The sequence below is a fragment of the Hymenobacter ruricola genome, from assembly GCF_015694525.1.
In the GTDB taxonomy this organism is placed as follows: domain Bacteria; phylum Bacteroidota; class Bacteroidia; order Cytophagales; family Hymenobacteraceae; genus Hymenobacter; species Hymenobacter ruricola.
In genome coordinates, this window is sequence record NZ_JADQDM010000005.1 from 167,471 (window position 1) to 188,395 (window position 20,925).

Annotated in this window: 20 protein-coding genes; 9 read left to right on the top strand and 11 right to left on the bottom strand. The window is 58.9% G+C overall.

The window, feature by feature from the left end; all coding sequences use genetic code 11:
- Positions 1 to 4: 4 nt before the first annotated feature.
- Positions 5 to 1,402 (bottom strand): phosphoglucosamine mutase, encoded by a 1,398-nt coding sequence (gene glmM / locus I2H31_RS12225; RefSeq protein WP_196293323.1) that lies wholly within the window; start codon positions 1,400 to 1,402, stop codon positions 5 to 7.
- A gap of 73 nt (positions 1,403 to 1,475) precedes the next feature.
- Here glmM and mazG point away from each other — a divergent pair, with 73 nt between their 5' ends.
- The 9 genes from mazG to I2H31_RS12270 all read left to right on the top strand — a co-directional run bounded on the left by mazG (position 1,476) and on the right by I2H31_RS12270 (position 9,803).
- On the top strand, positions 1,476 to 2,330 hold the full coding sequence (gene mazG, locus I2H31_RS12230; RefSeq protein WP_196293324.1) for a nucleoside triphosphate pyrophosphohydrolase: 855 nt from the start codon (positions 1,476 to 1,478) through the stop codon (positions 2,328 to 2,330).
- A 267-nt stretch (positions 2,331 to 2,597) separates the two neighbouring features.
- Complete coding sequence (locus tag I2H31_RS12235) at positions 2,598 to 3,485, top strand: MotA/TolQ/ExbB proton channel family protein (protein WP_394368959.1); 888 nt, start codon at positions 2,598 to 2,600, stop codon at positions 3,483 to 3,485.
- A gap of 93 nt (positions 3,486 to 3,578) precedes the next feature.
- The gene (locus I2H31_RS12240) at positions 3,579 to 4,208 is read left to right on the top strand and encodes an ExbD/TolR family protein (RefSeq protein WP_196293325.1); all 630 of its coding nucleotides are present in this window, start codon (positions 3,579 to 3,581) and stop codon (positions 4,206 to 4,208) included.
- 45 nt (positions 4,209 to 4,253) lie between these two features.
- Complete coding sequence (locus I2H31_RS12245) at positions 4,254 to 4,790, top strand: ExbD/TolR family protein (RefSeq protein ID WP_196293326.1); 537 nt, start codon at positions 4,254 to 4,256, stop codon at positions 4,788 to 4,790.
- Positions 4,787 to 5,614 (top strand): energy transducer TonB, encoded by an 828-nt coding sequence (locus I2H31_RS12250; RefSeq protein ID WP_230687729.1) that lies wholly within the window; start codon positions 4,787 to 4,789, stop codon positions 5,612 to 5,614. Before I2H31_RS12245 ends, I2H31_RS12250 begins: the two co-directional genes overlap by 4 nt.
- A gap of 221 nt (positions 5,615 to 5,835) precedes the next feature.
- The gene (locus tag I2H31_RS12255; RefSeq protein ID WP_196293327.1) at positions 5,836 to 6,657 is read left to right on the top strand and encodes an energy transducer TonB; all 822 of its coding nucleotides are present in this window, start codon (positions 5,836 to 5,838) and stop codon (positions 6,655 to 6,657) included.
- 183 nt (positions 6,658 to 6,840) lie between these two features.
- Positions 6,841 to 7,113, top strand: coding sequence for a hypothetical protein (locus I2H31_RS12260; protein ID WP_196293328.1), 273 nt, complete (start codon positions 6,841 to 6,843; stop codon positions 7,111 to 7,113).
- Complete coding sequence (locus I2H31_RS12265; protein ID WP_196293329.1) at positions 7,106 to 8,101, top strand: PstS family phosphate ABC transporter substrate-binding protein; 996 nt, start codon at positions 7,106 to 7,108, stop codon at positions 8,099 to 8,101. Before I2H31_RS12260 ends, I2H31_RS12265 begins: the two co-directional genes overlap by 8 nt.
- Before the next feature lie 55 nt (positions 8,102 to 8,156).
- Positions 8,157 to 9,803 carry a tetratricopeptide repeat protein gene (locus I2H31_RS12270; protein WP_196293330.1) on the top strand — a complete coding sequence of 549 codons (1,647 nt, stop codon included), beginning with the start codon at positions 8,157 to 8,159 and terminating at the stop codon, positions 9,801 to 9,803.
- Between the two features lie 77 nt (positions 9,804 to 9,880).
- Here I2H31_RS12270 and I2H31_RS12275 read toward each other — a convergent pair whose 3' ends face one another.
- The 10 genes from I2H31_RS12275 to I2H31_RS12320 all read right to left on the bottom strand — a co-directional run bounded on the left by I2H31_RS12275 (position 9,881) and on the right by I2H31_RS12320 (position 20,801).
- Complete coding sequence (locus I2H31_RS12275) at positions 9,881 to 10,930, bottom strand: RluA family pseudouridine synthase (RefSeq protein ID WP_196293331.1); 1,050 nt, start codon at positions 10,928 to 10,930, stop codon at positions 9,881 to 9,883.
- Positions 10,931 to 11,001: 71 nt separating this feature from the next.
- A complete protein-coding gene (locus I2H31_RS12280) occupies positions 11,002 to 11,637 on the bottom strand; it encodes an OmpH family outer membrane protein (protein ID WP_196293332.1) in 636 nt (211 codons plus the stop codon).
- A 41-nt stretch (positions 11,638 to 11,678) separates the two neighbouring features.
- The gene (locus tag I2H31_RS12285; RefSeq protein ID WP_196293333.1) at positions 11,679 to 12,362 is read right to left on the bottom strand and encodes an OmpH family outer membrane protein; all 684 of its coding nucleotides are present in this window, start codon (positions 12,360 to 12,362) and stop codon (positions 11,679 to 11,681) included.
- A 38-nt stretch (positions 12,363 to 12,400) separates the two neighbouring features.
- Positions 12,401 to 14,917 (bottom strand): outer membrane protein assembly factor BamA, encoded by a 2,517-nt coding sequence (bamA, locus tag I2H31_RS12290; RefSeq protein WP_196293334.1) that lies wholly within the window; start codon positions 14,915 to 14,917, stop codon positions 12,401 to 12,403.
- 9 nt (positions 14,918 to 14,926) lie between these two features.
- Complete coding sequence (locus tag I2H31_RS12295; RefSeq protein WP_196293335.1) at positions 14,927 to 15,673, bottom strand: isoprenyl transferase; 747 nt, start codon at positions 15,671 to 15,673, stop codon at positions 14,927 to 14,929.
- 130 nt (positions 15,674 to 15,803) lie between these two features.
- Entirely contained in the window at positions 15,804 to 16,511 is a 708-nt protein-coding gene (gene porG, locus I2H31_RS12300; RefSeq protein WP_196293336.1) for a type IX secretion system protein PorG, read from the bottom strand.
- Between the two features lie 93 nt (positions 16,512 to 16,604).
- Positions 16,605 to 17,537 carry a DUF6089 family protein gene (locus tag I2H31_RS12305; RefSeq protein ID WP_196293337.1) on the bottom strand — a complete coding sequence of 311 codons (933 nt, stop codon included), beginning with the start codon at positions 17,535 to 17,537 and terminating at the stop codon, positions 16,605 to 16,607.
- A gap of 146 nt (positions 17,538 to 17,683) precedes the next feature.
- Positions 17,684 to 18,571, bottom strand: coding sequence for an NAD kinase (locus I2H31_RS12310; RefSeq protein WP_196293338.1), 888 nt, complete (start codon positions 18,569 to 18,571; stop codon positions 17,684 to 17,686).
- Between the two features lie 91 nt (positions 18,572 to 18,662).
- The gene (locus tag I2H31_RS12315; protein ID WP_196293339.1) at positions 18,663 to 20,120 is read right to left on the bottom strand and encodes a BamA/TamA family outer membrane protein; all 1,458 of its coding nucleotides are present in this window, start codon (positions 20,118 to 20,120) and stop codon (positions 18,663 to 18,665) included.
- 6 nt (positions 20,121 to 20,126) lie between these two features.
- Entirely contained in the window at positions 20,127 to 20,801 is a 675-nt protein-coding gene (locus tag I2H31_RS12320) for a CBS domain-containing protein (RefSeq protein ID WP_196293340.1), read from the bottom strand.
- Positions 20,802 to 20,925 lie beyond the last annotated feature (124 nt).

The window sequence follows — 20,925 nt, forward strand, 5'->3', positions numbered from 1 at the left end:
TCGATTACGCCTTTACAGCAATGATTTCCTTGATGTCGCCGATGATTTTCTGGGCCAGGTAGTCGGCCGTGGCGTTGGAATCGGACTCGGCGTAGATGCGGATGATGGGCTCGGTGTTGGACTTGCGCAGGTGCACCCACTCCTTGTCGAACTCAATTTTCACGCCGTCGATGGTGTTCACCGGCTGCTTGGCGTAGCGCTTTTCCATCTGCACCAGCACCTGGTCGGTGTCGATTTCGGGCGTCAGCTCAATCTTGTTTTTCGAGATGAAGTAGCTGGGGTAAGAGTTGCGCAGCCGGCTCATGGTGAGGCCTGTTTTGGCCAGGTGCGACAGGAAAAGGGCGATGCCCACCAGGGCGTCGCGGCCGTAGTGCAGCTCCGGGTAGATGATGCCGCCGTTGCCCTCGCCGCCAATCACGGCGTTGGTTTCCTTCATTTTGGTCACCACGTTCACCTCGCCCACGGCAGCAGCGGCGTAGTGGCCGCCGGCTTTCTCGGTCACGTCGCGCAGGGCGCGGGTGCTGCTCAAGTTGCTCACGGTGTTGCCGCCGCCCAGGGTTTTGAGCACGTAGTCGGCCACGGCCACCAACGTGTATTCTTCGCCAAACATCTGGCCGTTTTCGCTCACCAGGGCCAGGCGGTCCACGTCGGGGTCCACCACGATGCCGAGGTCGAAACCGCCCTTTTCCAGGATTTTGGCGATGTCGCGCAGGTGCTCGGGCAGCGGCTCGGGGTTGTGGGCGAAGTCGCCGGTGGGCTCGCAGTGCAGCTTCTCAATGGTGGTCACGCCCAGCGCCTCCAGCAGCAGCGGCACCGCAATGCCGCCCGAGGAATTCACCGCGTCCACCACCACCCGGAAATTGCGGGCCCTGATGGCCTCCACGTCCACCAGCGGCAGCGCCAGAATGGCCTTGATGTGCTTTTTGAGGAAGGTATTGTCGGTGGTGTACTGGCCCAGTTTGGTCACCGGCGCAAAGTCAAAGTCTTCGCTTTCGGCCGACGCCAGCACCTGCTGCCCGTCGGTGTCCGAAATGAACTCGCCCTTGGCGTTCAGCAGCTTCAGCGCGTTCCACTGCTTGGGGTTGTGCGAGGCAGTAAGGATAATGCCACCGGCCGCGTTCTTGGCGGGCACGGCCATTTCCACGGTGGGCGTGGTGCTCAGGCCGAGGTCGCACACGTCGAGGCCAAGGCCTTGCAGCGTGGCGGCCACGAGGCGGCTCACCATGTCGCCCGAGAGGCGGGCATCGCGGCCAATGACGATGAGCTTGCTGGCGGTGGCCTGGGATTTCACCCACGTGCCATAAGCGGCGGCATACTTCACCACGTCGAGCGGAGTCAGGCCTTGCCCAACCGGCCCGCCAATGGTGCCGCGAATGCCGGATATTGATTTAATGAGAGTCACGCAGTAGATTTTTTGAAAGACCAAAATTAGGCATTATCGGGCGGTTGCCGACGCCGGATTTATCTTTGGAACAATGGAAAATTCCGCATCCGACCCTACGGCCCTGCTTACCAACGCTCGCCGTCCGGCCCAGCTCGCAGCTTTCGGCCGCCTGCTCGACGTCCTCGACCGCTTGCGCACCGAGTGCCCCTGGGACAAAAAGCAAACCCTGCACAGCCTGCGTCATCTTACCATCGAGGAGACGTACGAAATAAGTGACGCCATCTTGCGCGACGACCTGCCCGATTTGAAAAAAGAATTGGGCGACGTCATGCTCCACCTGCTTTTCTACGCCCGCATCGCCGCCGAAAAAGGCGCTTTCGACATCGCCGACGTGCTAAACGCCCAGTGTGAGAAACTCATTTCGCGCCATCCGCACATCTACGGCGACGTGCAAGCCGACGACGAAGACGCCGTGAAGCGCAACTGGGAGCAGCTCAAGCTCCAGGAAAAAGGCAACAAAGGGGTACTGAGCGGCGTGCCCACCTCCCTCCCGGCCTTGGTAAAGGCCATGCGCATCCAGGAAAAAGCCCGCGGCGCCGGCTTCGACTGGGAGCAGCCCGAGCAAGTGTGGCAAAAAGTGCAGGAAGAATTAGGAGAATTTGGCGAAGAGTACGGCCACGGCAACCCTGGGCAAATGCAGGCCGAGCGCGCCGCCGATGAGTTCGGCGACCTGTTGTTTTCGCTTGTGAACTTTGCGCGCTTCGCCGGCATTAACCCCGAAGAAGCCCTGGAGCGCACCAACCGCAAGTTTATCAGCCGCTTTCAGTACCTGGAAGGTGCGGCTTCGGCCAACGGCCAGCGGCTGGCCGACCTCACGTTGGCGGAAATGGACGGGTACTGGGAAGAGGCAAAACGGCGTCTGGCCCAACCCAAGGGCGCCAATTAGCGTTGGCCTATTTCTACCGCGCTCACGCTATACTTCAATTGGCTCCGGCCAAGTTTTCTTTGGTCGGGCCGTGCTTTTTGGTTAGGTTTGCCCAGCTAAGACGGCACTGGAGCAGTTCGGACTTTGGTAAGTGCTATTCTAGTCCACTTTCATTGCGGGATTGACAAGGTTCTTTGCCGCTTGCTGCGCTTCTAACCAACTTTTTGCTTTTTCTTTACCCACTCAATTCAACCTACTTCACACAACAACCCCAAACACTCCGGAACAATGGAACAGAAAAATGCCATGAATACGAGCCCCCGGCCCGCCGCTACGGCCGCCAAAGCCGAAGCCCAAAGCAGCGGTGGAGCCTCGCTGTTCTCCGTCCTGGTTATTATCCTAGCCTTCGTCGTTAGCTACTGCGTTTACAAATTCGTGTTCGGCGACGCCAGCCACTTCCAAGGCGGCAACAACGAAAACAACCCCAACCCCGGCGATTACCTCGGCGTGGTGTACAAAGGCGGCTTCATCGTGCCGTTCCTGCTCACCATGTTCCTCTGCGTTATCACCTTCTCCATTGAGCGCATGCTCACCATCGCCAAAGCCAAAGGCTCGAAAGGCATCGAAAGCTTCGTGCGCTCGGTGCGCCAGAAGCTGAACGCCAACGACATCAACGGCGCCCTGGCCGTGTGCGACCAGCAGAAAGGCTCGGTGGCTAACGTGGTGAAAGCCGGCCTGCTCAAGTACAACGAGATGATTCGCGAGAACAACATGACCACCGACCAGAAGGTCCTCGCCATCCAGAAGGAAATCGAGGAAAGCACCGCGCTGGAGCTGCCCATGCTGGAGAAAAACCTGGTTATCATCTCGACCATCGCCTCCATCGCCACGCTGACCGGTCTGCTCGGCACGGTATTCGGCATGATTCGCGCCTTCGCCGCTCTGGCGCAGGCCGGTACTCCTGACGCTGTGGCACTCGCCAACGGTATCTCGGAAGCTCTGATTAACACGGCTCTGGGCATCGGTACCTCGGCCCTGGCCATCATTGCCTACAACTACTTCACCAGCAAAATTGACGAGCTGACCTACAGCATCGACGAGGCCGGTTTCAGCATCATCCAGACCTTCGCTGGCCAGCACGGCAGCACGGCCACGGCTCCGGCCCGCACGGTTTAATTTTCTGTGTGGTCAGCGCCTTTGCTGATGCACTAAAACGCGGGGAGGTTCGTTCTAGCCAACGAGTCTCCCCGTTTTAAACCCCACCTCGCAATGCCTAAAGTAAAACCGCACCGTACCTCGCCGTCGCTTGATATGACGCCGATGGTGGACCTGGCTTTCTTGCTGGTGACATTCTTCATGCTCACCACCAAGTTTGCCCCCGAGGAATCCGTGGTGGTGGACACGCCGTCGTCCATCTCGGAGCTGAAATTGCCCGAAAACAACGTGATTACGCTGACCGTCGACAAAAACAAGCGCGTCTTTTTTGGCGTCGACGCCAAGCAAACCAAAATCCAGGCCCTGCAGCGGGTTGGCGCCAAGTACGGCGTGAACTTCACCGCGCAGCAAGCCAAGGAATTCGGTGACCTGCCCAACTTCGGCCTGCCCATCAACCAGCTTGGCTCCTACCTCAACATGGACAAGGAAGCTCGCAAGCAGGTGAATAAGCAGCAGCCCGGCGTGCCCCTCGATTCGCTCAACAACCAGCTGGTTGACTGGGTGCTGGAGTCGCGCCGCGCCAACCAAGCCATCTTCCACAAGCCGACTTACATCGCCATTAAAGGCGACGGCGACGCGGATGTGCCCACGGTGCAGCAAGTTATCAAGGTGCTCCAGGAGAAGGACATCAACCGCTTCAACCTCATTACGGACATGGAAAATAAGCCGGTGGCTGCCAAATAAGCAGTTTACCGAGCTGAATTCCTTTCCCTCACTCACTTAAATCCCATGGCAGAAATTCAAGGCAAAGCCGATTCCGGTGGAAAAGGTGGGAAGAAGCGGGCCAAGAAAATGTCGACCAAAATCGACATGACCCCAATGGTGGACTTGGCCTTCCTCCTGCTCACCTTCTTCATGCTGACCACCACCTTCGCCAAGCCCAACGTGATGCAGCTCACGATGCCGGTGAAGAAGACCGACGACGTGGAGGACACCAAAATCAAGGCCTCGCAGGCCATGACCATCCTCCTCGGCAAAGACAACAAGGCGTACTACTACTTCGGCCTGAACACGCCAAATGACAAGAGCGTTGCCAAGCCCGAATTGAAGGTGACCAATTTCGGCCCGAATGGCATCCGGCAGGTGCTGTTGGAGCGCCAGCGCCAGCGCCCTGAGCCCATCATCCTCATCAAGCCGACCGATGATGGCAAGTACAAGAACATGGTAGACATTCTGGACGAGATGAACATCACGAACCAGAAGAAGTACGCCTTGGTGAAAGCTCCCAAAGACGACCTAGAACTTATTAAAGAATCTGGCTTATGATGGATAACGCGCAAATCGCCAAGGCCAGCTTAAACGACATCGTTTTTGAGGGCCGCAACAAGGCGTATGGGGCCTACGTGTTGCGCCGCTTGTACCAGCGGCACGTCACGCGGGCACTCATCATCGCCACGGCTGTGTTCGCGCTGTTGGTTTTCTTTCCGCTCATCGCGCAGTATCTAAAAGATAAGATGCCGAAGGAGCCCAAGAAAAACCTGCAGGAGAACGTGCTGATGGACGCTCCTCCCCTGGACGAAACCAAACCGCCACCCCCTCCCCCGCCGCCCGAGGCTCCGCCGCCCCCGCCGCCCAAGCTTACCACCATCAAGTTCACCCCCCCGGTGGTGAAAAAGGATGAGGAAGTGAAAAAGGAGGAGGTGCCGGACCAGGAAGAGCTAAAGGACAAGACCGTAGCCACCGTGACCGTAAAAGGCAACACCGACGCTGTGGACCTGACCGAACTCTCGGGTGAAGGCGACAAAGTGGTGGAAGAGGTTGTAGAAAACAAAGTCTACACCTACGTGGAGCAGATGCCGACCCTGCCCGGCGGCGGCGGCAACGCCGCCATCGTAGCCGCCATCCAGAAAGCCACCAAGTACCCGCCCTTGGCGCTCCGCAACCAAGTCGAAGGCCGTATTTTCGTGAGCTTCACGGTGAATGCCCAAGGCGACGTTTCGGACGTGAAAGTGGTGAAAGGCCTGGGCTCCGGCCTGGACGAGGAGACGATTCGGGCAGTGAAAACATTGCCCAAGTTTATCCCCGGCAAGCAAAACGGCCGCGCGGTTAGCGTATCGTTCACGGTGCCGATTACCTTCAAGATTCAATAACTCCCGCGAATGGCCTTCGGGCCGTAGCAACAGAAACCCCGGATTGAGCCTCACGGCTTGGTCCGGGGTTTTTCGTTTGCATGTCTTTTTGATTTGAAAAAATATTGTAGGCTAGCATACTATTACCAATATGTTGGACGTTGAGGAAGGGCAAGCCAGTGGCGGTGGGCCCCCGCCCGCGTGGCTTGGGTTCGATTCATTCACTTCAACCCACTATTGCCATGTCCACGCTCACTTCCCTCACCGGCTCGCTCGATGACATCGTTTTCGAGGGCCGCAACCAGGCCTACGGCGCCTATCAGCAACGCCGCTCTTACCAGCGCCACTTAGGGTCGGCGTTGCTGATTGCCCTGACGGCTTGTACACTGCTGTTTTTGCTGCCAGTGGCAGTGAACCTGCTGTGGCCGGATGTGGTGGAGGCACCGCCCATTGTTGACGTTCTGCAGCCGACCCAACCGAGATACTATGAGCTTGAAAAAGTGAAGCCAATGACTCCACCGCCCGCGGCTTCCCAGCCCGAAGTGAAGGTAACGCCACACGACGTTATTAGAACGCGGGTGGCGCCCGACGACCAAGTGAAGCCCACGGTGGAGTCCACGCTGCCGCCGGACATTGGACCTGCAGGCCCAGCCAAGGATGGGGTGGAGAACCCTACGGGGAGTACCGGTGGTAAGAGTACGGCTTCCACGGCGCCGGACTCGGCAGCCCCGGCTGTTGCCGCGCCCGTGGCGCCGATGCTGGCGCCGGAAGTGATGCCGGATTTCGTGGGTGGCCGGACGGCACTAATGCGCTACTTGCAAAAGCACCTGCGCTACCCGGCCGCCGCCATGGCCGCGCAAGCTTCCGGCAAGGTATTCGTCTCGTTTGTGGTGCAGACGGACGGCAGCATTGGCGAGGTAACGGTGCTCAAGGGCTTGGGCTTCGGCACAGAGGAAGCGGCGGCTCGGGTAGTGCGCGAGATGCCGGCCTGGACGCCCGGCTTGCAAAACAACCACCCCGTGCCCGTGCGCTTTACCCTGCCCATCACGTTTCAATTTGAATAATAGCTTCGGTACGGAGCCACTGATTGCATTTGCCGGGCGGAAACCGAAAATTAGCCGCAGCTATGAAAAGCGGCTAATTTTCGGCTTTTTTGTGGGCTGGTTGCCGTACCGCTTTGGCTTTTAACCGAACCTTTAGCGGCATTTTGCGGGTTTATACATCTTCATTCCTGCATTCTTTTCATTATGCTTAACCTTCCCACTACTGAAGAACGCCTGGGAAAGTCGCCCCAGCGGCTGGTGCGTTACTTTGTGCTCGTCATGGCCCTGGTGTATCTGGGCCTGGGCGTCTGGCTTTGGTGGACGGCCGACACGGCTACTGGTGGGGGCATCATCAGCCTGAGCCCAACCGCCCGCCGGGTGCTCGGCTCGGTGTTCGTTCTCTACGGCCTGTTGCGGTTTTTCCGCGGCTACCAGACCTATTTCCGCAAAAAACCTCTTTCTGATGACCATGATTAAGCGCACGCACTTGCTGACTGGCAGTGCCCTGGCCGTGCTGGCCGGAGCCGTTACCGTATTGTCCTGCAACGGGCCGGGCTCGCCGGGCGCGCAGGACACGCCCACCAGCGGCACGGTGGCCGTGGGCGTGGACGAAACGTTTGCGCCCATCCTGCAAGCCCAGATTGACACATTTGGCAAGCTGTACCCGAACGCCCACGTCAAGATGAGCTTCCAGCCGGAGGAAAAAGTGATGGTCGACTTGATTAATGACCAGATTAAGCTGGCCGTGGTGTCGCGGGAGTTGAATGCCGAGGAAAAGGCCGACTTTGAAAAGCAGAAAATCACCCCGCGCATCACCCGTATTGGCATCGACGGCTTAGCCATCGTGCTGAATCGCGCCAATCCGGATTCTCTGTTTACGGTGGCGCAGCTGGCCGACATTTTCACGGGGAAAACCAGCACCTGGAACCAAGTGAGCGGCAAGAAGGGCCTAGACGCCATCAACGTGGTGTTTGACGCCAACCGCAGCAGCACGGCGCGATTTGTGCGCGACTCCGTGACCCACGGCGCCGCCCTGACGAAGCGAGTGTTTGCCGCCGCTTCCAACCCGTCCCTGCTCGACTACGTGGCCACGCACCCCAGTGCCATCGGGGTGGTGGGCGTGAACTGGATTTCGGACCGCGACGACCCGGCGGCCATGAAATTTGCCAACAAGGTGCGGGTGGCCAGCATCACGGCCCGCCCCAACCCCACCCCCGACGACTACATTCAGCCTTACCAAGTGTATCTGGCCGAGAAGACGCCGGAACAAATCGCCGAGCACCCGGAGTTGCAGAATTACCCGCTGCGGCGCAACCTTTACGTCATCAGTCGGGAAGCGCGCGCGGGGTTGGGCACGGGGTTTGCATCTTTCATAGCCGGCAAGAACGGGCAGCTGATATTTCAAAAGTCGGGCTTATTGCCCGCCCAAATGCAGGCCCGTATCGTGACCACGCCTAAACTGTAAGCGCCCTTCGCGCGTACCCCTTTTCACTCACGCTTTTTCATCTTTTCTCCATCCTATGAGTTTCAAGCCCTGGAAACAGCCGCTGCTCGCCGCCCTGCTTGTGGCGGCAGGCACCACGGCGGCCACCGCCCAAGACGTTCAGAAAGCCCAACGCGCCATCGAGCTGGGTCGCTACAACGAAGCCCGCGCCATGCTGCGCCCCGGCTCCTCGCCCGAATCAGCTTTCGAGCTGGGCCGGTTGTATCAGATGCGCGACATGCCGGATTCGGCTGCTTTCTTTTTCAACAAGGCCGCCGGCTCTTCGCCCTTCGGCCAGGTAGCTGCCGGCCGTGCGCTACTGGCTAAAGGCCAGCTTGGCCCGGCCGAAGCCCAGTTTGACGCGGCAGCCAAAGCCACCAAAAACAAAGACACCAAGGTTCTGACCATGATTGCGCAGGCCTACGGGGAAGCCGACATCAAGGACGCCGGCAAATCGCAGACTTACCTTACAGCCGCTCAAACGGCTTTCAAGAAAGACGACCCGGCCCTGATGGTGGCCCGTGGCGATATTTACCTGCACTCCGACCAGGGCGGTGGCGAAGCCATGACCAGCTTCGACCGCGCCATTGCGGCCAACCCCAGCTACGCGCAGGCTTACTACAAGAAAGGCGTGCTGAACGTGCGCTCGCGCAACTTCAACGAAGCCCGCACGGCCCTGACCAAAGCCACTGAGCTGGACCCCAGCTACGCGCCGGCTTACCGCGAGCTGGCCGACATGTACTACTACGCCGGCCAGTACGACCTCGCGCTGAGCAGCTTTCAGAAGTACAAAGACCTGGCTGAAAACTCGCCCGCCACGGACGCTCAGTACGCCTCGTTCCTGTACCTGACCAAGAAGTACCCGGAAGCGCTGACGGAGGTGAACAAAGTGTTGGTTTCTGACCCCAAGAACACCACGATGAACCGCCTGAAAGCCTATCTGCTGTACGAAACCGGTGACTATACCGGTGCTGGTGCAGCCATGGAGACGTACATGAAGGTGACGCCTGCCGACAAGATTATCTCGGAGGACTACATCTACCAGGCAAAAATCCTGAGCAAAACGGGCCGGGGCGACGAAGCTTTGGCGCTCATTAAAAACATCATCGCCAAAGACCCTTCAAAGGCCTGCGACTTCCAGAACGACCTGGCGACCATCTATGCCAACAAGAAGGATTACAAAGGCGCCATCAGCGTGTATCAGTACAAGCTGATTAGCTGCAAAGGCGACCTCACGGACCAATTTCGCCTTGCCACTGCCCTTTCGGCCGACAAGCAATACACCCGTGCCGACAGCGTGTACAACATCATCCTGACCGCAAAGCCCACCTACGCCCCGGGCTGGCTGGAGCGGGCCCGCGTCAATAACAACCTCGACCCGGAGGGCAAGAAAGGTCTAGCCAAGCCTTTCTATGAGAAGTACATTGAGCTGTCGAAAGCCGAAGGCGCTGACCCGGCTAAATTCAAATCCGGCGTCATTGAGTCGTACGGCCAACTCGGCGTGTACAGCGCCACGGCCAACGACAAGGCCGGTGCTATCCAGTACTTTGAGCAGGTTCTCACCGTCGACCCCACCAACAAAGGCGCTCAGGACAATATCAAAATTCTGAAAGCCCCTGCCCGGACGACGAAGCCCGCCACGAAGACGGCTACGAAAACGACCACCACGGTCAAGAAAAAATAGCTGACTAATTTTTAGGTTGCATACAAAAAGCCCCGACATTGATTTGTCGGGGCTTTTTGTATGCACGATGAACTAGCTCAGGTAGTGGCCCAGGCGCGCCATTTTTCCAGCACTGCGGCGAAGTCTTCGGGCAATTCGGCTTCAAAAAACAGGTGCTCGCCGGAAGTTGGATGCACAAAGCCCAGGGAGCGGGCATGCAGGGCCTGCCGGGGCATGAGTTGAAAGGCACGTTCCACAAAGTCGCGGTAGGCGCCGGTGTTCTGCCCCACCCGAATGCGGTCGCCGCCGTAGGTGGCGTCTGAGAAGAGTGGGTGACCCAGGTACTGCATGTGCGCCCGAATCTGATGCGTGCGGCCCGTTTCCAGCACACAGCGCAGCAAGGTGACGGGGCCAAAGCTCTCCAGAATTTCGTAGTGCGTCACGGCAGCTTTGCCCTGCTCGCCATTGGGGTACACGGCCTGCACCTTGCGGTCACGCACGCTACGCCCAATGTTCCCCCGAATGGTGCCCGTAGGCCCAGGCGGCGTGCCCCACACCAGCGCTAGGTAACTGCGCTGAATGGTGTGGTGAAAAAACTGGTTAGAAAGGTGCGTCATGGCAAAATCCGTTTTGCCGATGACCAGCAGGCCCGAAGTGTCCTTATCGATGCGGTGCACCAAGCCGGGCCGGATTTCGCCGTTGCGGCCGGTGGGCAGGTTGGCCAAATGATGCGCCAGGCCGTTCACCAGCGTGCCCTGCCAGTGCCCGTAGGCTGGATGCACCACCAGGCCCGCCGGCTTGTTCACAATGAGCAAATCCGCGTCTTCATAGCGGATATCCAGCGCCATTTCCTCGGGCACCACCCGGTCGTCGCGCGGCGGCTCGGGCAGGGTCACGGTGATGGTGTCCTGCGGCTTCACCCGGTAGTTGGGTTTCACGGGCGTGCCGTTCACTTCCACGGCCGAGGCGCGAATGGCTTCCTGCACCTTGTTGCGCGAGGTGTTGCGCAAGCGGCCGTGCAAAAACTTATCGATGCGCAGCAGCTCCTGGCCACGGTCTACCACAATGCGGTGGTGTTCATACAGGTCGTCGCCGTCCGCGCCACCGGCGTCGAGGTCGTCGTCTGCTGCTAAGTCGTTGGGTATCATCGGCGGATTGCTACACGAAAAAAGCCGGAGCAAACGCTCCGGCTTTCTGGCGGGTGGGCAGCGGGTGCTGCTTAATTCTTGGTCTTGGTTTTGGTCTTGCCGGGAGCCGGCGCGGGCGTCGGCGTGGTGCTCGGCGTCTTGATGACGGGAGCCGGCGCGGCGCCGGGCGTGATGCCCATCTTCTTCAGCACAAGGTCCGAGATGTCGCCTTCTTTGGGGGCGTGTAGCAAGAGCGGGCTGCCGCCGCCGTCGGAGTTGAACACGTAGGTGAAGCCGTTTTCAGTGGCCACGTCGTCGATGTTCTTCTGGAGCTTGTCGAGGGCCGGCTTCAGCAGGGTCTGCTGCTTCTGCTGCAGCGACTGCTGGGCGCTTTGCTGGAATTCCTGGATGGACTGCTGCAGACTCTGCAAGCCCTTCTCCGTATCGGCTTTCACAATGTCGGTCATGGTACCAGATTTCTGCTGGTAATCCTTCACCTTCGTTTCAAACTCAGTTGTTTTGCTTTTGAGCTGAGCAGCCAGCTGGTCGTTGTACGTTTTCAGCTGCGATTCAATTTGCTTGCTTTCGGGCATCTGGGCCAGCACGTACTGCACGTCGGTGTACCCAATCTTCAGGGGGGCCTGGGCCTGCGCGGAAGTGGCGGCCAGGGTTCCGGCGGTCAGCAGAGCGGCGGCGAGCGTCAGACGAAAAATTTTCACGAGGTTCATCAAAAAGAAAAAGGGTCAGAAAAATGTTGGGACAAAGGTAATTACTTCGCGCCCTTCTTCACGGGCCGAGTGGTTTTGGGCGGAGCCTTGGTGCCGGCCGCTGGCTCGGGCGCGCCGGAATCTGTCTCAAAATTGGGGTCAATGGGGGTTTTGGGCGGGGCCACGGTGGTCACCGGGCCTTTTTTGGCGGGTTGGTTGCGGTCTTCGGCGCCGAGGCCGAGTTCTTCCAGCACAAACTCGGTGTAGTCGTGCGCCGGGTTGGTGTAGAGCATGGTCATGTCGCCCGATTTATCGAACAGCACGGCCAGCGCCTTCTTCTTGGCTACCTTTTCGCAGGCTTCAAAAATCTTGTCCTGCACCGGCTTGTTCAATTCCTGGCGCTTCTTGAAAATCTGGCCTTCGTAGCCAAACTGCTTGTTTTGATATGCCTTGATGTCTTGCTCCTTTTTCAGGATTTCATCCTGGCGCTTCTTTTTCATGGGCTCGGTGAGCACCACTTCTTCGGCCTGGTAGGTGCGGTAGAGCTTGTCGAGGTCCTTTTTCTGGGCTTCGAGCTCCTTCTGCCAAGTGTCCGACAGCGCGTTGAGTTCCACTTGGGCCTTGGCGTACTCGGGCATCTTGCCCATAATAAACTCCGAATCAACCCAGCCGAACTTCTGCGCCCGGGCGCCCGGAGCGGCAAGCAGCAACAATAAGGCCAGTAGCAGGCCACCGATGTTCTTCATACTGGAGGAAACGTGAAATGCGGCCCGCTAGTGCCCGGCTATCGAATTTGCTGACCGATGATGAAGTGGAAGTGGTTGGGGTCCTGCTTGGAGTTGTCGGGCAGGCTCGGAATCACACTGTCGAAGCCGTGGCCGAAGTCGAAGCCCAGCAAACCGAATGCCGACATGAAGATGCGGGCCCCTACCCCGGCCGAACGGTACAGCTTGTAGGGGTTATAGTTTTTGTAAGAATCATACGAGTTGCCGGCCTCGGCAAAAGCCAGCACGTACACCGTGGCGGCGGGGTTGAGGCTGACAGGGTAGCGCATTTCCACCACATACTTGTTGAAGGCAATGCCGCCGGCCTGCGAGTTCTGCGCGGTCGGAATGGCATAGGTGGCGCCGGGGTCGTCGTAGCCGCGCAGGCCCACGTAGTCGGTGCCCACCAGAAAGTTGCCGCCGCCGTTGTAGCCCAGGCCCGCGCCGCCCATCTTGAAGCGCTCGAACGGCCCAATCTCGCGGTTCGAGTTGTAAGTGCCCAGGAAGCCGAAGTGGGCGCGGGTATTAAGCACCAGCTTGCCCACAATGGGCGTAAACCACGAGGCGTCGAACATCCATTTGTGAAACTCAATCCACTGGTTACTAATGTGGTTCTGGTTAAGCAGCGAGTAAGGCGGCGTCAGGCTCAGGCTCAGGCTCAACGACGAGCCCCGGCGGGTGTAGGTGGGATTGTCGATGCTGTTGCGGGCCAGGGTAGTGTTCAGCGTAATGTTGTTGAACGTACCCGTGGTAGCACCGGCAATATTTACGTAGTTCTGCGTCTGGTACTGGCTGTACGACAGCGAATTACTGAGCGTAAAGTAGTCATCTGGCACGCGCAGCTGACGGCCCAGGCCCACCGTGGCGCTGTTCACTTTAATGAATTGGTCGTTGGAGGCATCCAAAGCCGCCCCGGCCCGCTGCACGCTGTGGTTGAGGCTGAACGAGAACGAATTGGGCCGGCGGCCACCCAGCCAAGGCTCCGTGAACGAAAGCGAATAGGCCTGGTATTGCACGCCGTTGGCCTGCACGTTGAGCGCCAGGCGCTGGCCGTCGCCGGCGGGCACCGGCGTCCAGTTGCGCAGCGTCCCGGCTTTGCGCAACGAGAAGTTGTTGAACACCAACCCCACTGTGCCAATGAAGCCGGCATAGCCACCCCAGCCGCCCGAAAGCGTCACTTGGTCGGAAGGCTTTTCCACCACGGTGTAGTTGATGTCCACCGTGCCATCGGCCTGGTTGGGGATGGGGTTGATGCCGATTTTCTCCGGGTCGAAGTAGCCGAGCGTGGCAATCTCGCGTTGCGAGCGAATGAGCAGCTCGCGGTTGAATTTGTCGCCGGGCAGCGTGCGCAGGGTGCGGCGCAGCACATGGTCGCTGGTTTTGGTGTTGCCCGATATGTTGATGTCTTTGATGTGCGCCTGCACGCCCTCGCTCAAGCGCATTTCGATGTCGATGGAGTCGCCCTCCACTTTCGTTTCCACCGGGTCAACGGTGAAAAACAAGTAGCCGTCGTTCAGGTACAGCGAAGAAATGTCTTGGCCGGTGGGGTTGTAGTTCAGGCGCTTGTCCAGCACCTCTTTGCTGTACGGGCTGCCCGGCTTGATGCCGAGGATGTTGGCCAGCGTCTTGTCGTCGTAGAGGTAATTGCCGCTCCACGTGATGTGGCGGAAATAGTACTTGGGGCCCTCGTCCACGGTGATGCGCAGTGCCAGCCCCTGGGCGTCCCGCGTCAGCGTATCGCGCACGATGGCCGCATCGCGGTAGCCCTCAGCGTTGTAAAACTCCAGCAGCTTCTTCTTGTCTTCTTCGTACTCACTGCGCTGAAACTTGCCGGCGGTCAAGAACTTGTAGGGTTTGCGCTCCTTGGTTTTCTTCAGCTTGCCTTTCAGCTTGCGGTCCGAGAAAGCCTTGTTGCCTTCAAACGCAATGTCGTGGATGCGCACTTTCGAGCCCTTGTCCACGTCAATGCGCAAGGCCACGCTGTTGGCCAGCGCCGAGTCGGCCACCTGCACCACGTTCACCTTGGCATCCAGGTAGCCTTTGGTAACGAAGAACTTGCGCACCTGCGTCCGGGTATTGTTCAGCAACGCATCGGTCACCACCTTCCCCCGAATCAAGGTAATTTTTTTGGTCAGGTCCTCGGTCTGCCCTTTGCGAATGCCCGTGAAGGTGAATTTCGACAAGCGCGGGCGCTCCTTCAGGTTGTAGTCCAGAAAGATTTTCGTGCCTTCGATGCGCGCAATGGTCACGCTCACATCGCCCAGAATGCCTTGCGCCCACAGCTTCCGAATGGACTTGCCAATTTCCTCGCCCGGCACCGAAATAGGGTCGCCCACCCGCAGGCCCGTCAGGCTGATGAGGGTGTTGGGGTCGAGGTAGCGGGCGCCACTTACCGTGATGCCGCCCAGCTCGTATTTTTTCGGCTCATCGGTCCCGCCCAGGTCCACTTGCTGCGCCCGCACCGGACTGCTCACCGCACTCGCCACAACCACCAGGGCCAGGAATAACTTTACAACTAAATTACGCACAAGAAACATTACAAGAATTTAAGAGACAGCGAGTTGCTCGCTCGTTTTGCCAAACCGCCGTTCCCGGCGCTGATAAGACCGTATGGCCTCCTGAAAGTGCTCCCTCCGAAAATCCGGCCACAGCAAATCAGTGATGTATAACTCCGTGTAAGCCAACTGCCAAAGCAAAAAGTTGCTGATGCGCTGCTCGCCGCTGGTGCGAATAAGCAACTCCGGGTCGGGCATGCCCGCCGTGGCCAGATAGCCCGCCACGGTCGTTTCGCTCACGTCGGCGGGCTGCAGCTTGCCACTAGCTACATCGGCGGCCAGGCGCCTAGCCGCTTGGGTCAGGTCCCAGCGGCCGCTGTAGCTCAGGGCCAGCACCAAGGTCATGCGGCTGCCCGCTTTGGTTAGTTCCATGGCTTCGCTCAATTCCCGCTGGCAGTTCTTGGGCAGCGTGCTGATGTCGCCAATGGCTTCGAGGCGGATGCTGTTTTTGAGCAGTGTGGCCGTCTCCTGCCGAATGGTGTGCACCAGCAACTGCATGAGGGCCATCACCTCCAGGGCCGGACGGTTCCAGTTTTCGGTTGAGAAAGCGTACAGCGTGAGGTAGCGCACGCCAAGTTCCGCCGCCTCCTCCACGGTTTCGCGAACAGCCGTAATGGCGCTTTGGTGCCCAAACACGCGCAGGCCGCCCCGCTGCTTCGCCCAGCGCCCGTTACCGTCCATGATAACAGCCACGTGGGCGGGAATATTTTGAGTATCAATTTCGGCTTTGCCGGTCATCTTTGCGGTTTCGCTAAAAGAGCCCGCAAGTTACGGAAATGGTTGCATTAAGCCGCCGTCCACGGTGCGGCCTGCCTATTCTGCTGGTTCTTGGGCCCGCGGGGCAGAATGCCCAAATACAAGTTTGAGGCTACTTCAGCAGCCTTTTATTCTTCTTGTACTGGGGAGGACAAGGTATTTTATAGAAAGTATACGACAGGCTGAGTCCGCTGTAATAGTACCAGTCCTGGTCGTGGGAGTTCACCAGCAATGGGTCCTGCTTCGATAAATGGTCAAGCTCGTCCGTGAATGCTTTGCGCACTCCTACCTCAAGGCCCAGGTTGATGTGCTGCGACAAGGCATACTTGAAGCCAACGCCCGCCGGAATGGAGAAGCCCAGCATCGAGCCATCCTGGTTGAAATCGCCGCCGAGGCTATTGCTAACCGTGGAAGTGCTGGCATAAAAGGCCGCTACGCCGGCGAACAGGTAGGGAGTAAAATGGATTTTATCGTTCCGGTAATGGTAGTCCATAAAGTTGTACTCCACCACGGCCGAAGCTTCCAGGATGCTGCCCTTAGTGTTGGCCTGCCGGTACGCCAATAGCGGCGGAACGCCGCCATTCGTGCCGGTCACGTTGCCATCATCGGCCCGCAGAAAGCCCGCCGTGAAGCCGCCCCGGAGCGTGACGGGCACCGAAACGTCTTTGCGGTAGAAGACCGTGAAAGCCGGCCGGTTGTTCTGCAACTGATAATCAGGAGAGATTTCGCCGCGGTAGTTGGTCGCACCCAGGCCGATGCCAAGCTCGCTGGTGTTCTGGGCATTGGCCGAGGCACAAAAAAGTGCACTCCCCGCTTGCACGAGGCAAACGAGGAGTGCACTTTGGAAAACTGACTTTGTCATCTAAAGTATGTTGCTGGCTAGGAAAGTACCGTTTCAGCCAGCCGCCGCTGGCTAGCGGAATTTCGGGTTCTTGATGCGGGGCGTCAAGATGTAGTTCAACGTTACGCCGGTAACGATGTACCAGTCGGTTTTATTGCCCGTGTCGCCGCGCTGCGCAACGCCCGGCGTGTTAAAACCCGGGAATTTTGTGGGGTTGAAGTCAGCATTCGGCTGCGAGATGCTGCGCGTGATGCCGCCACCGAAGTATTGCTGAGCAGGCGTGCCGGTAGACAAGTCGGCGTATTTGCCTCCTACGTCATCCAGGTAGTCGGTGAAGGTTTTGCGCCATCCGATTTCCAGGCTGGCGTCAAAGTTACGGTTGATGCGGTAACGGATACCACCGCCGAAGGGAATGGAGAACTGCGTCTGGCCGTAGGCGCTCGACTGGCCTTCCGTTTTCAGGTCAGCCAGAGCCACGTATTCACCTTGCGTGAGGTTGCTGGGAGCACCGGGGCCTACGAGGCCTTTGGGATTATGGTAGAAGCCAGCCACGCCCACGAACACATACGGCACAAAGTCCGGGCGCTTCAGGTAGTTGTTGCGGTTCTCAATCAGGTCGATGATGGCCACAGCTGAAGCTTCCAGAATGTCGTTCCGGAAGGTCATGTTCCGGTTGTAGCGGAAACGAGCATCCGGGTCGCTGGAGTTAGCAGCCTGCGAGTCATCGCCGCTGATGCGGCCGTAGGAAACACCAAAGCGGCCGGAGATACGCGGATAAAAACGGCGGGTAATGGAAACGCCAGCCCCCACGCGGGTAGCGCCCAGGCGCAAGCTCGTGAAGTTGGTTACCGGCGTAACGTCGCCGAAATAGTTCATGGCGTTCAGGCTGAAGCCAATCGAGTTGTATTGCTTCCGCTTGCTGAACTGCTGAGCATCTGCATCAGGCGTCGCCACCAAGGCCAAGCCCAGCACAAGTGCCGAAGAATAAGTGAAAATATTTTTCATAAGGCAACGAAAATGATGAAGCGGGTTTCAGGGTGTTGAGGGCAATGCAGTGAATGCACAGTTTCAGACGGTGACAAAAGTAGGCGTAATCGGGAACTAAAAAAACTTTCAACGATTTTTTCCCAAAAAAGGCTATCCGTTTCTATTTAAATTCCTGCTGGATTGCGGCGGTCGAGGCCCCAATTGAGCTTGCTGCGCAAAGTACTAAGGAAGTTAACGTGGTTGAGCTTTACTAGGCGGGCGTTGAAAGTTTCGCGGCGAACGGCAATTTGAACGGAGGCTTCGACGGGCAGGGAGCGAGAATCGAGCGCCAGCATGTAGCTGGTGCTACGGCCTTCGATTTCGAAGGAAATCACGCTTTGGTCCGACACCACGAGTGGGCGCACGTTCAAATTGTGGGGGCATACGGGAGCAATAATAAAATTGTTTGTCTGGGGCAGCATAACAGGGCCGCCGCAACTGAGCGAGTACCCCGTGGAGCCGGTGGGTGTGGCCACTACCAAGCCATCGGCCCAGTAGGAATTGAGGTATTCGCCGTCGATGTAGGTGTGCACGACAATCATGGACGAGGTGTCGCGCTTGAGGACGCTGAACTCGTTGAGGCCGAAATTGAGGCTGCCAAACACATCGGGGTCGGTATCGACGCGAATCAGGCTGCGCTCTTCAATGTTGAAGTGGCCTTTGTAGAGGGCATCGATGGCTTGGGCAATGCGGTCGGGGGTGATGGTGGCCAGAAAGCCGAGCCGGCCGGTGTGGATGCCGAGAATGGGGATTTGCAGGCTGCCCACGTAGGTGACGGTGTCGAGCAAGGTGCCGTCGCCACCGATGCTGAGCACGAACTGCACGCCGCGCAGCGAGTCGCCGCGCCGGAACTCGGTGGTGCCGGGGGGCAGGCGCAGGCGGTTGTCGAGGAAGGTGCGAAAGGCTTCGCCGATGCGCACTTCGGCCCGGCGGGCGGCCAAGTCATCGAGCAGCGCCTGAATGGCGGGGGCAGCTTCGTCGTCGAAGGGCTTGCCAAGGATGGCGATTTTCATGCGGGAGCAGCGGATGGATTGCGCAAGAACGGGCGCGTTTCCGCCGGAAGATTCACAACAAATAAATAACCTAACCGGCGAGACGAACCCATTAAATAGGGAATTCGGCCCGGAAAAAATAGCCGGTTTGGCCCAAGCCGTTCAGCGTATATTCCACGGTGAATACCCGGTCGTAGTAGGTAACTAAATGTAAGCCGAGGCCAACGGCGCTGAGCAGGTGATTGGGAAGGCGGTTTTGGGGCAATGGATGGGGCGCGACAACGTAGCCGGCGTCGGTAAAGATATTAAGGTAAACCGCGATGGGAATGGCGTTGATTTTGGGGTTGTCGACGGCTCCCAGCTGAATGACGCGGGGCTGCAGCAGCTGGTAAGAAACGCCCTGCTGCACCAGCCCGTAGTGGCGGCCGTCGATGACGTACTCGTCGTAGCCGCGCACCAAATCGGTGTAGCCCAGCGCCCGCACATCGGCGTAGGCCTGCCGCTGGGTGAGGCGGGCCTGGCCACTCAAGCCGAGGCTATAGTAGAACCGATGCCCCAGCGCGAGGTAGCGCGAGTAGGTGGCGTGGAGCGTGGTGAGGCCCGGTGCCGCGCCATGGAGGAAAACCCGGTGCGAAAGGCTGACTTGCGCATACTGGCCGGTGAGTGGGTAAGCGAAGGTGTTGCGCTGGTTGCGGGTGCTGGTGAGGGTAAAGTCTAGGTATTCGCGCTGGGTGCGCCCCAGGTAGTAGTCTGGGTTGTGGTAATTAATGGAGTCGCTGATTTGCTCGCGGTGATAAGAAACGTCGAAGGCGGTGAGGAACTGCACGGTGTGCCGAAAGCGCAGGCCGCCCATGACGTAAAACCGCTGAATGGGAAAGTTTTCATCGGCCCGGAAGGGCACGAGGCGGTCGGCCCGGGTGATGTAGTCCAAAGAATGGCTTTGGTAGTAGGAGGCGCCGACGCCGAAGCCCAGCCGGCGGCGGCGGCCCAGACCGGGAGCTTCGTAGAACAGCTCATACTTGCGGTTGAAGCCGAGCTGCAGGTTGGCCATTACCTGCTCGTTGCGGCCGCGAAAGTTGCTGCGCACCACGTGCACGCCGTAATCGAGGCGCTGCCAGCGGTCGGAGCGGTCGAGCCAGGAGCGCAGGTTGCGGTCGGCCAGCGAAAGGATGGGGACGGGAAACAGGTACCACCGCTCCTGCACGCCAAACACGATGAGCCACTTGCCGCTGGCGCAGCTGGCCTGCACCACCACGGCGTGGAACAGCTGCAGGTTGAACAGCCGGCTGCGGTTGGCTTCGAGGCGGGCGGCCAAATCGGCCACGACCAGGGTGTCGCCTTCGCGGAAATCAAGCTCAACTCGCAGGATGCGCTCCTTGGTAACGGCATTGCCCAGAAACAGGATGGTACCCACCGCCGCGCGCTGCACGCCGGGGCAGGGCAGCACGCGCACCAGCGTATCGGCGGGCGCCACGGTGGGCCGCAAAGCATGGGGCAGCGTATCGACGGGTGCCAGGCCGGGGGCCTGGCAGAGCAGCGTCCGGAAAAACAGTAAGATAACTCCGAGCACCCGTGGTTAGACGCTCAGGTACCGCAGGAGGGCATCGTAGCGCTCCTGCTCGTCTTCGTTGGGGGCAGCGGTGCCGCTGAACTGGGCCGTGACGACGTAGCCAAACCGCTCCAGCGTGGCCGTGATGCGGGTCAGGTTGTCGGTGTTGAGCTTGAGGGTGAGGCGAATGCGCTGGGGGTCGACTTCATCCTGCGCCACCAACGCGCTGATGACTTTGGCGTTGTTTTCCTCAACGTAGCGGCTGATTTGGGTGAGCGAATAGTCCCGCTCCTCCATCGTGAGGACGATGATGCCGCCCTGGCCGCCGGCCGGCTGCTGGCCGAACGCGGCCAGCGCGTCGGCGATGGTGACGACGCCGGCGTACTCGTGCCGCTCATCGACCACAGGCACCAACTGAATTTTATTTTCAATGGCCAACTCCATCACGCGGTAGAAGTGCTGGTCGGGGCGCACGTAAGCCTCGGCGAAACCCAGGGGCAGTTCGGAGAGCAGGGTTTCGGGGTCGTCGAAATCGGCAAGGTCGGACTCGGTGACGAGGCCGCGGTAGTGGCGGTTGTCGAGCACGGGCAACTGGGCCACGTGGAATTCATCGAGCCAGCGAGCTGCTTTGCCCGCCGAATCGGTGCCTTTCAGGGGCGGAATCATTTCGTTGAGTAAGTCCTCGGCGAGCAGGGCAGGCATAATTCTCAGTAATGATGAATGTTGAATTATAACTTATGAAGTGGGTGAAAGGGATAGGAAAATGCGGGTGGATGCCTTGGGTATTGGCAGGTGAAAGGCGGCAATAGGCAAGAACAACAATCGA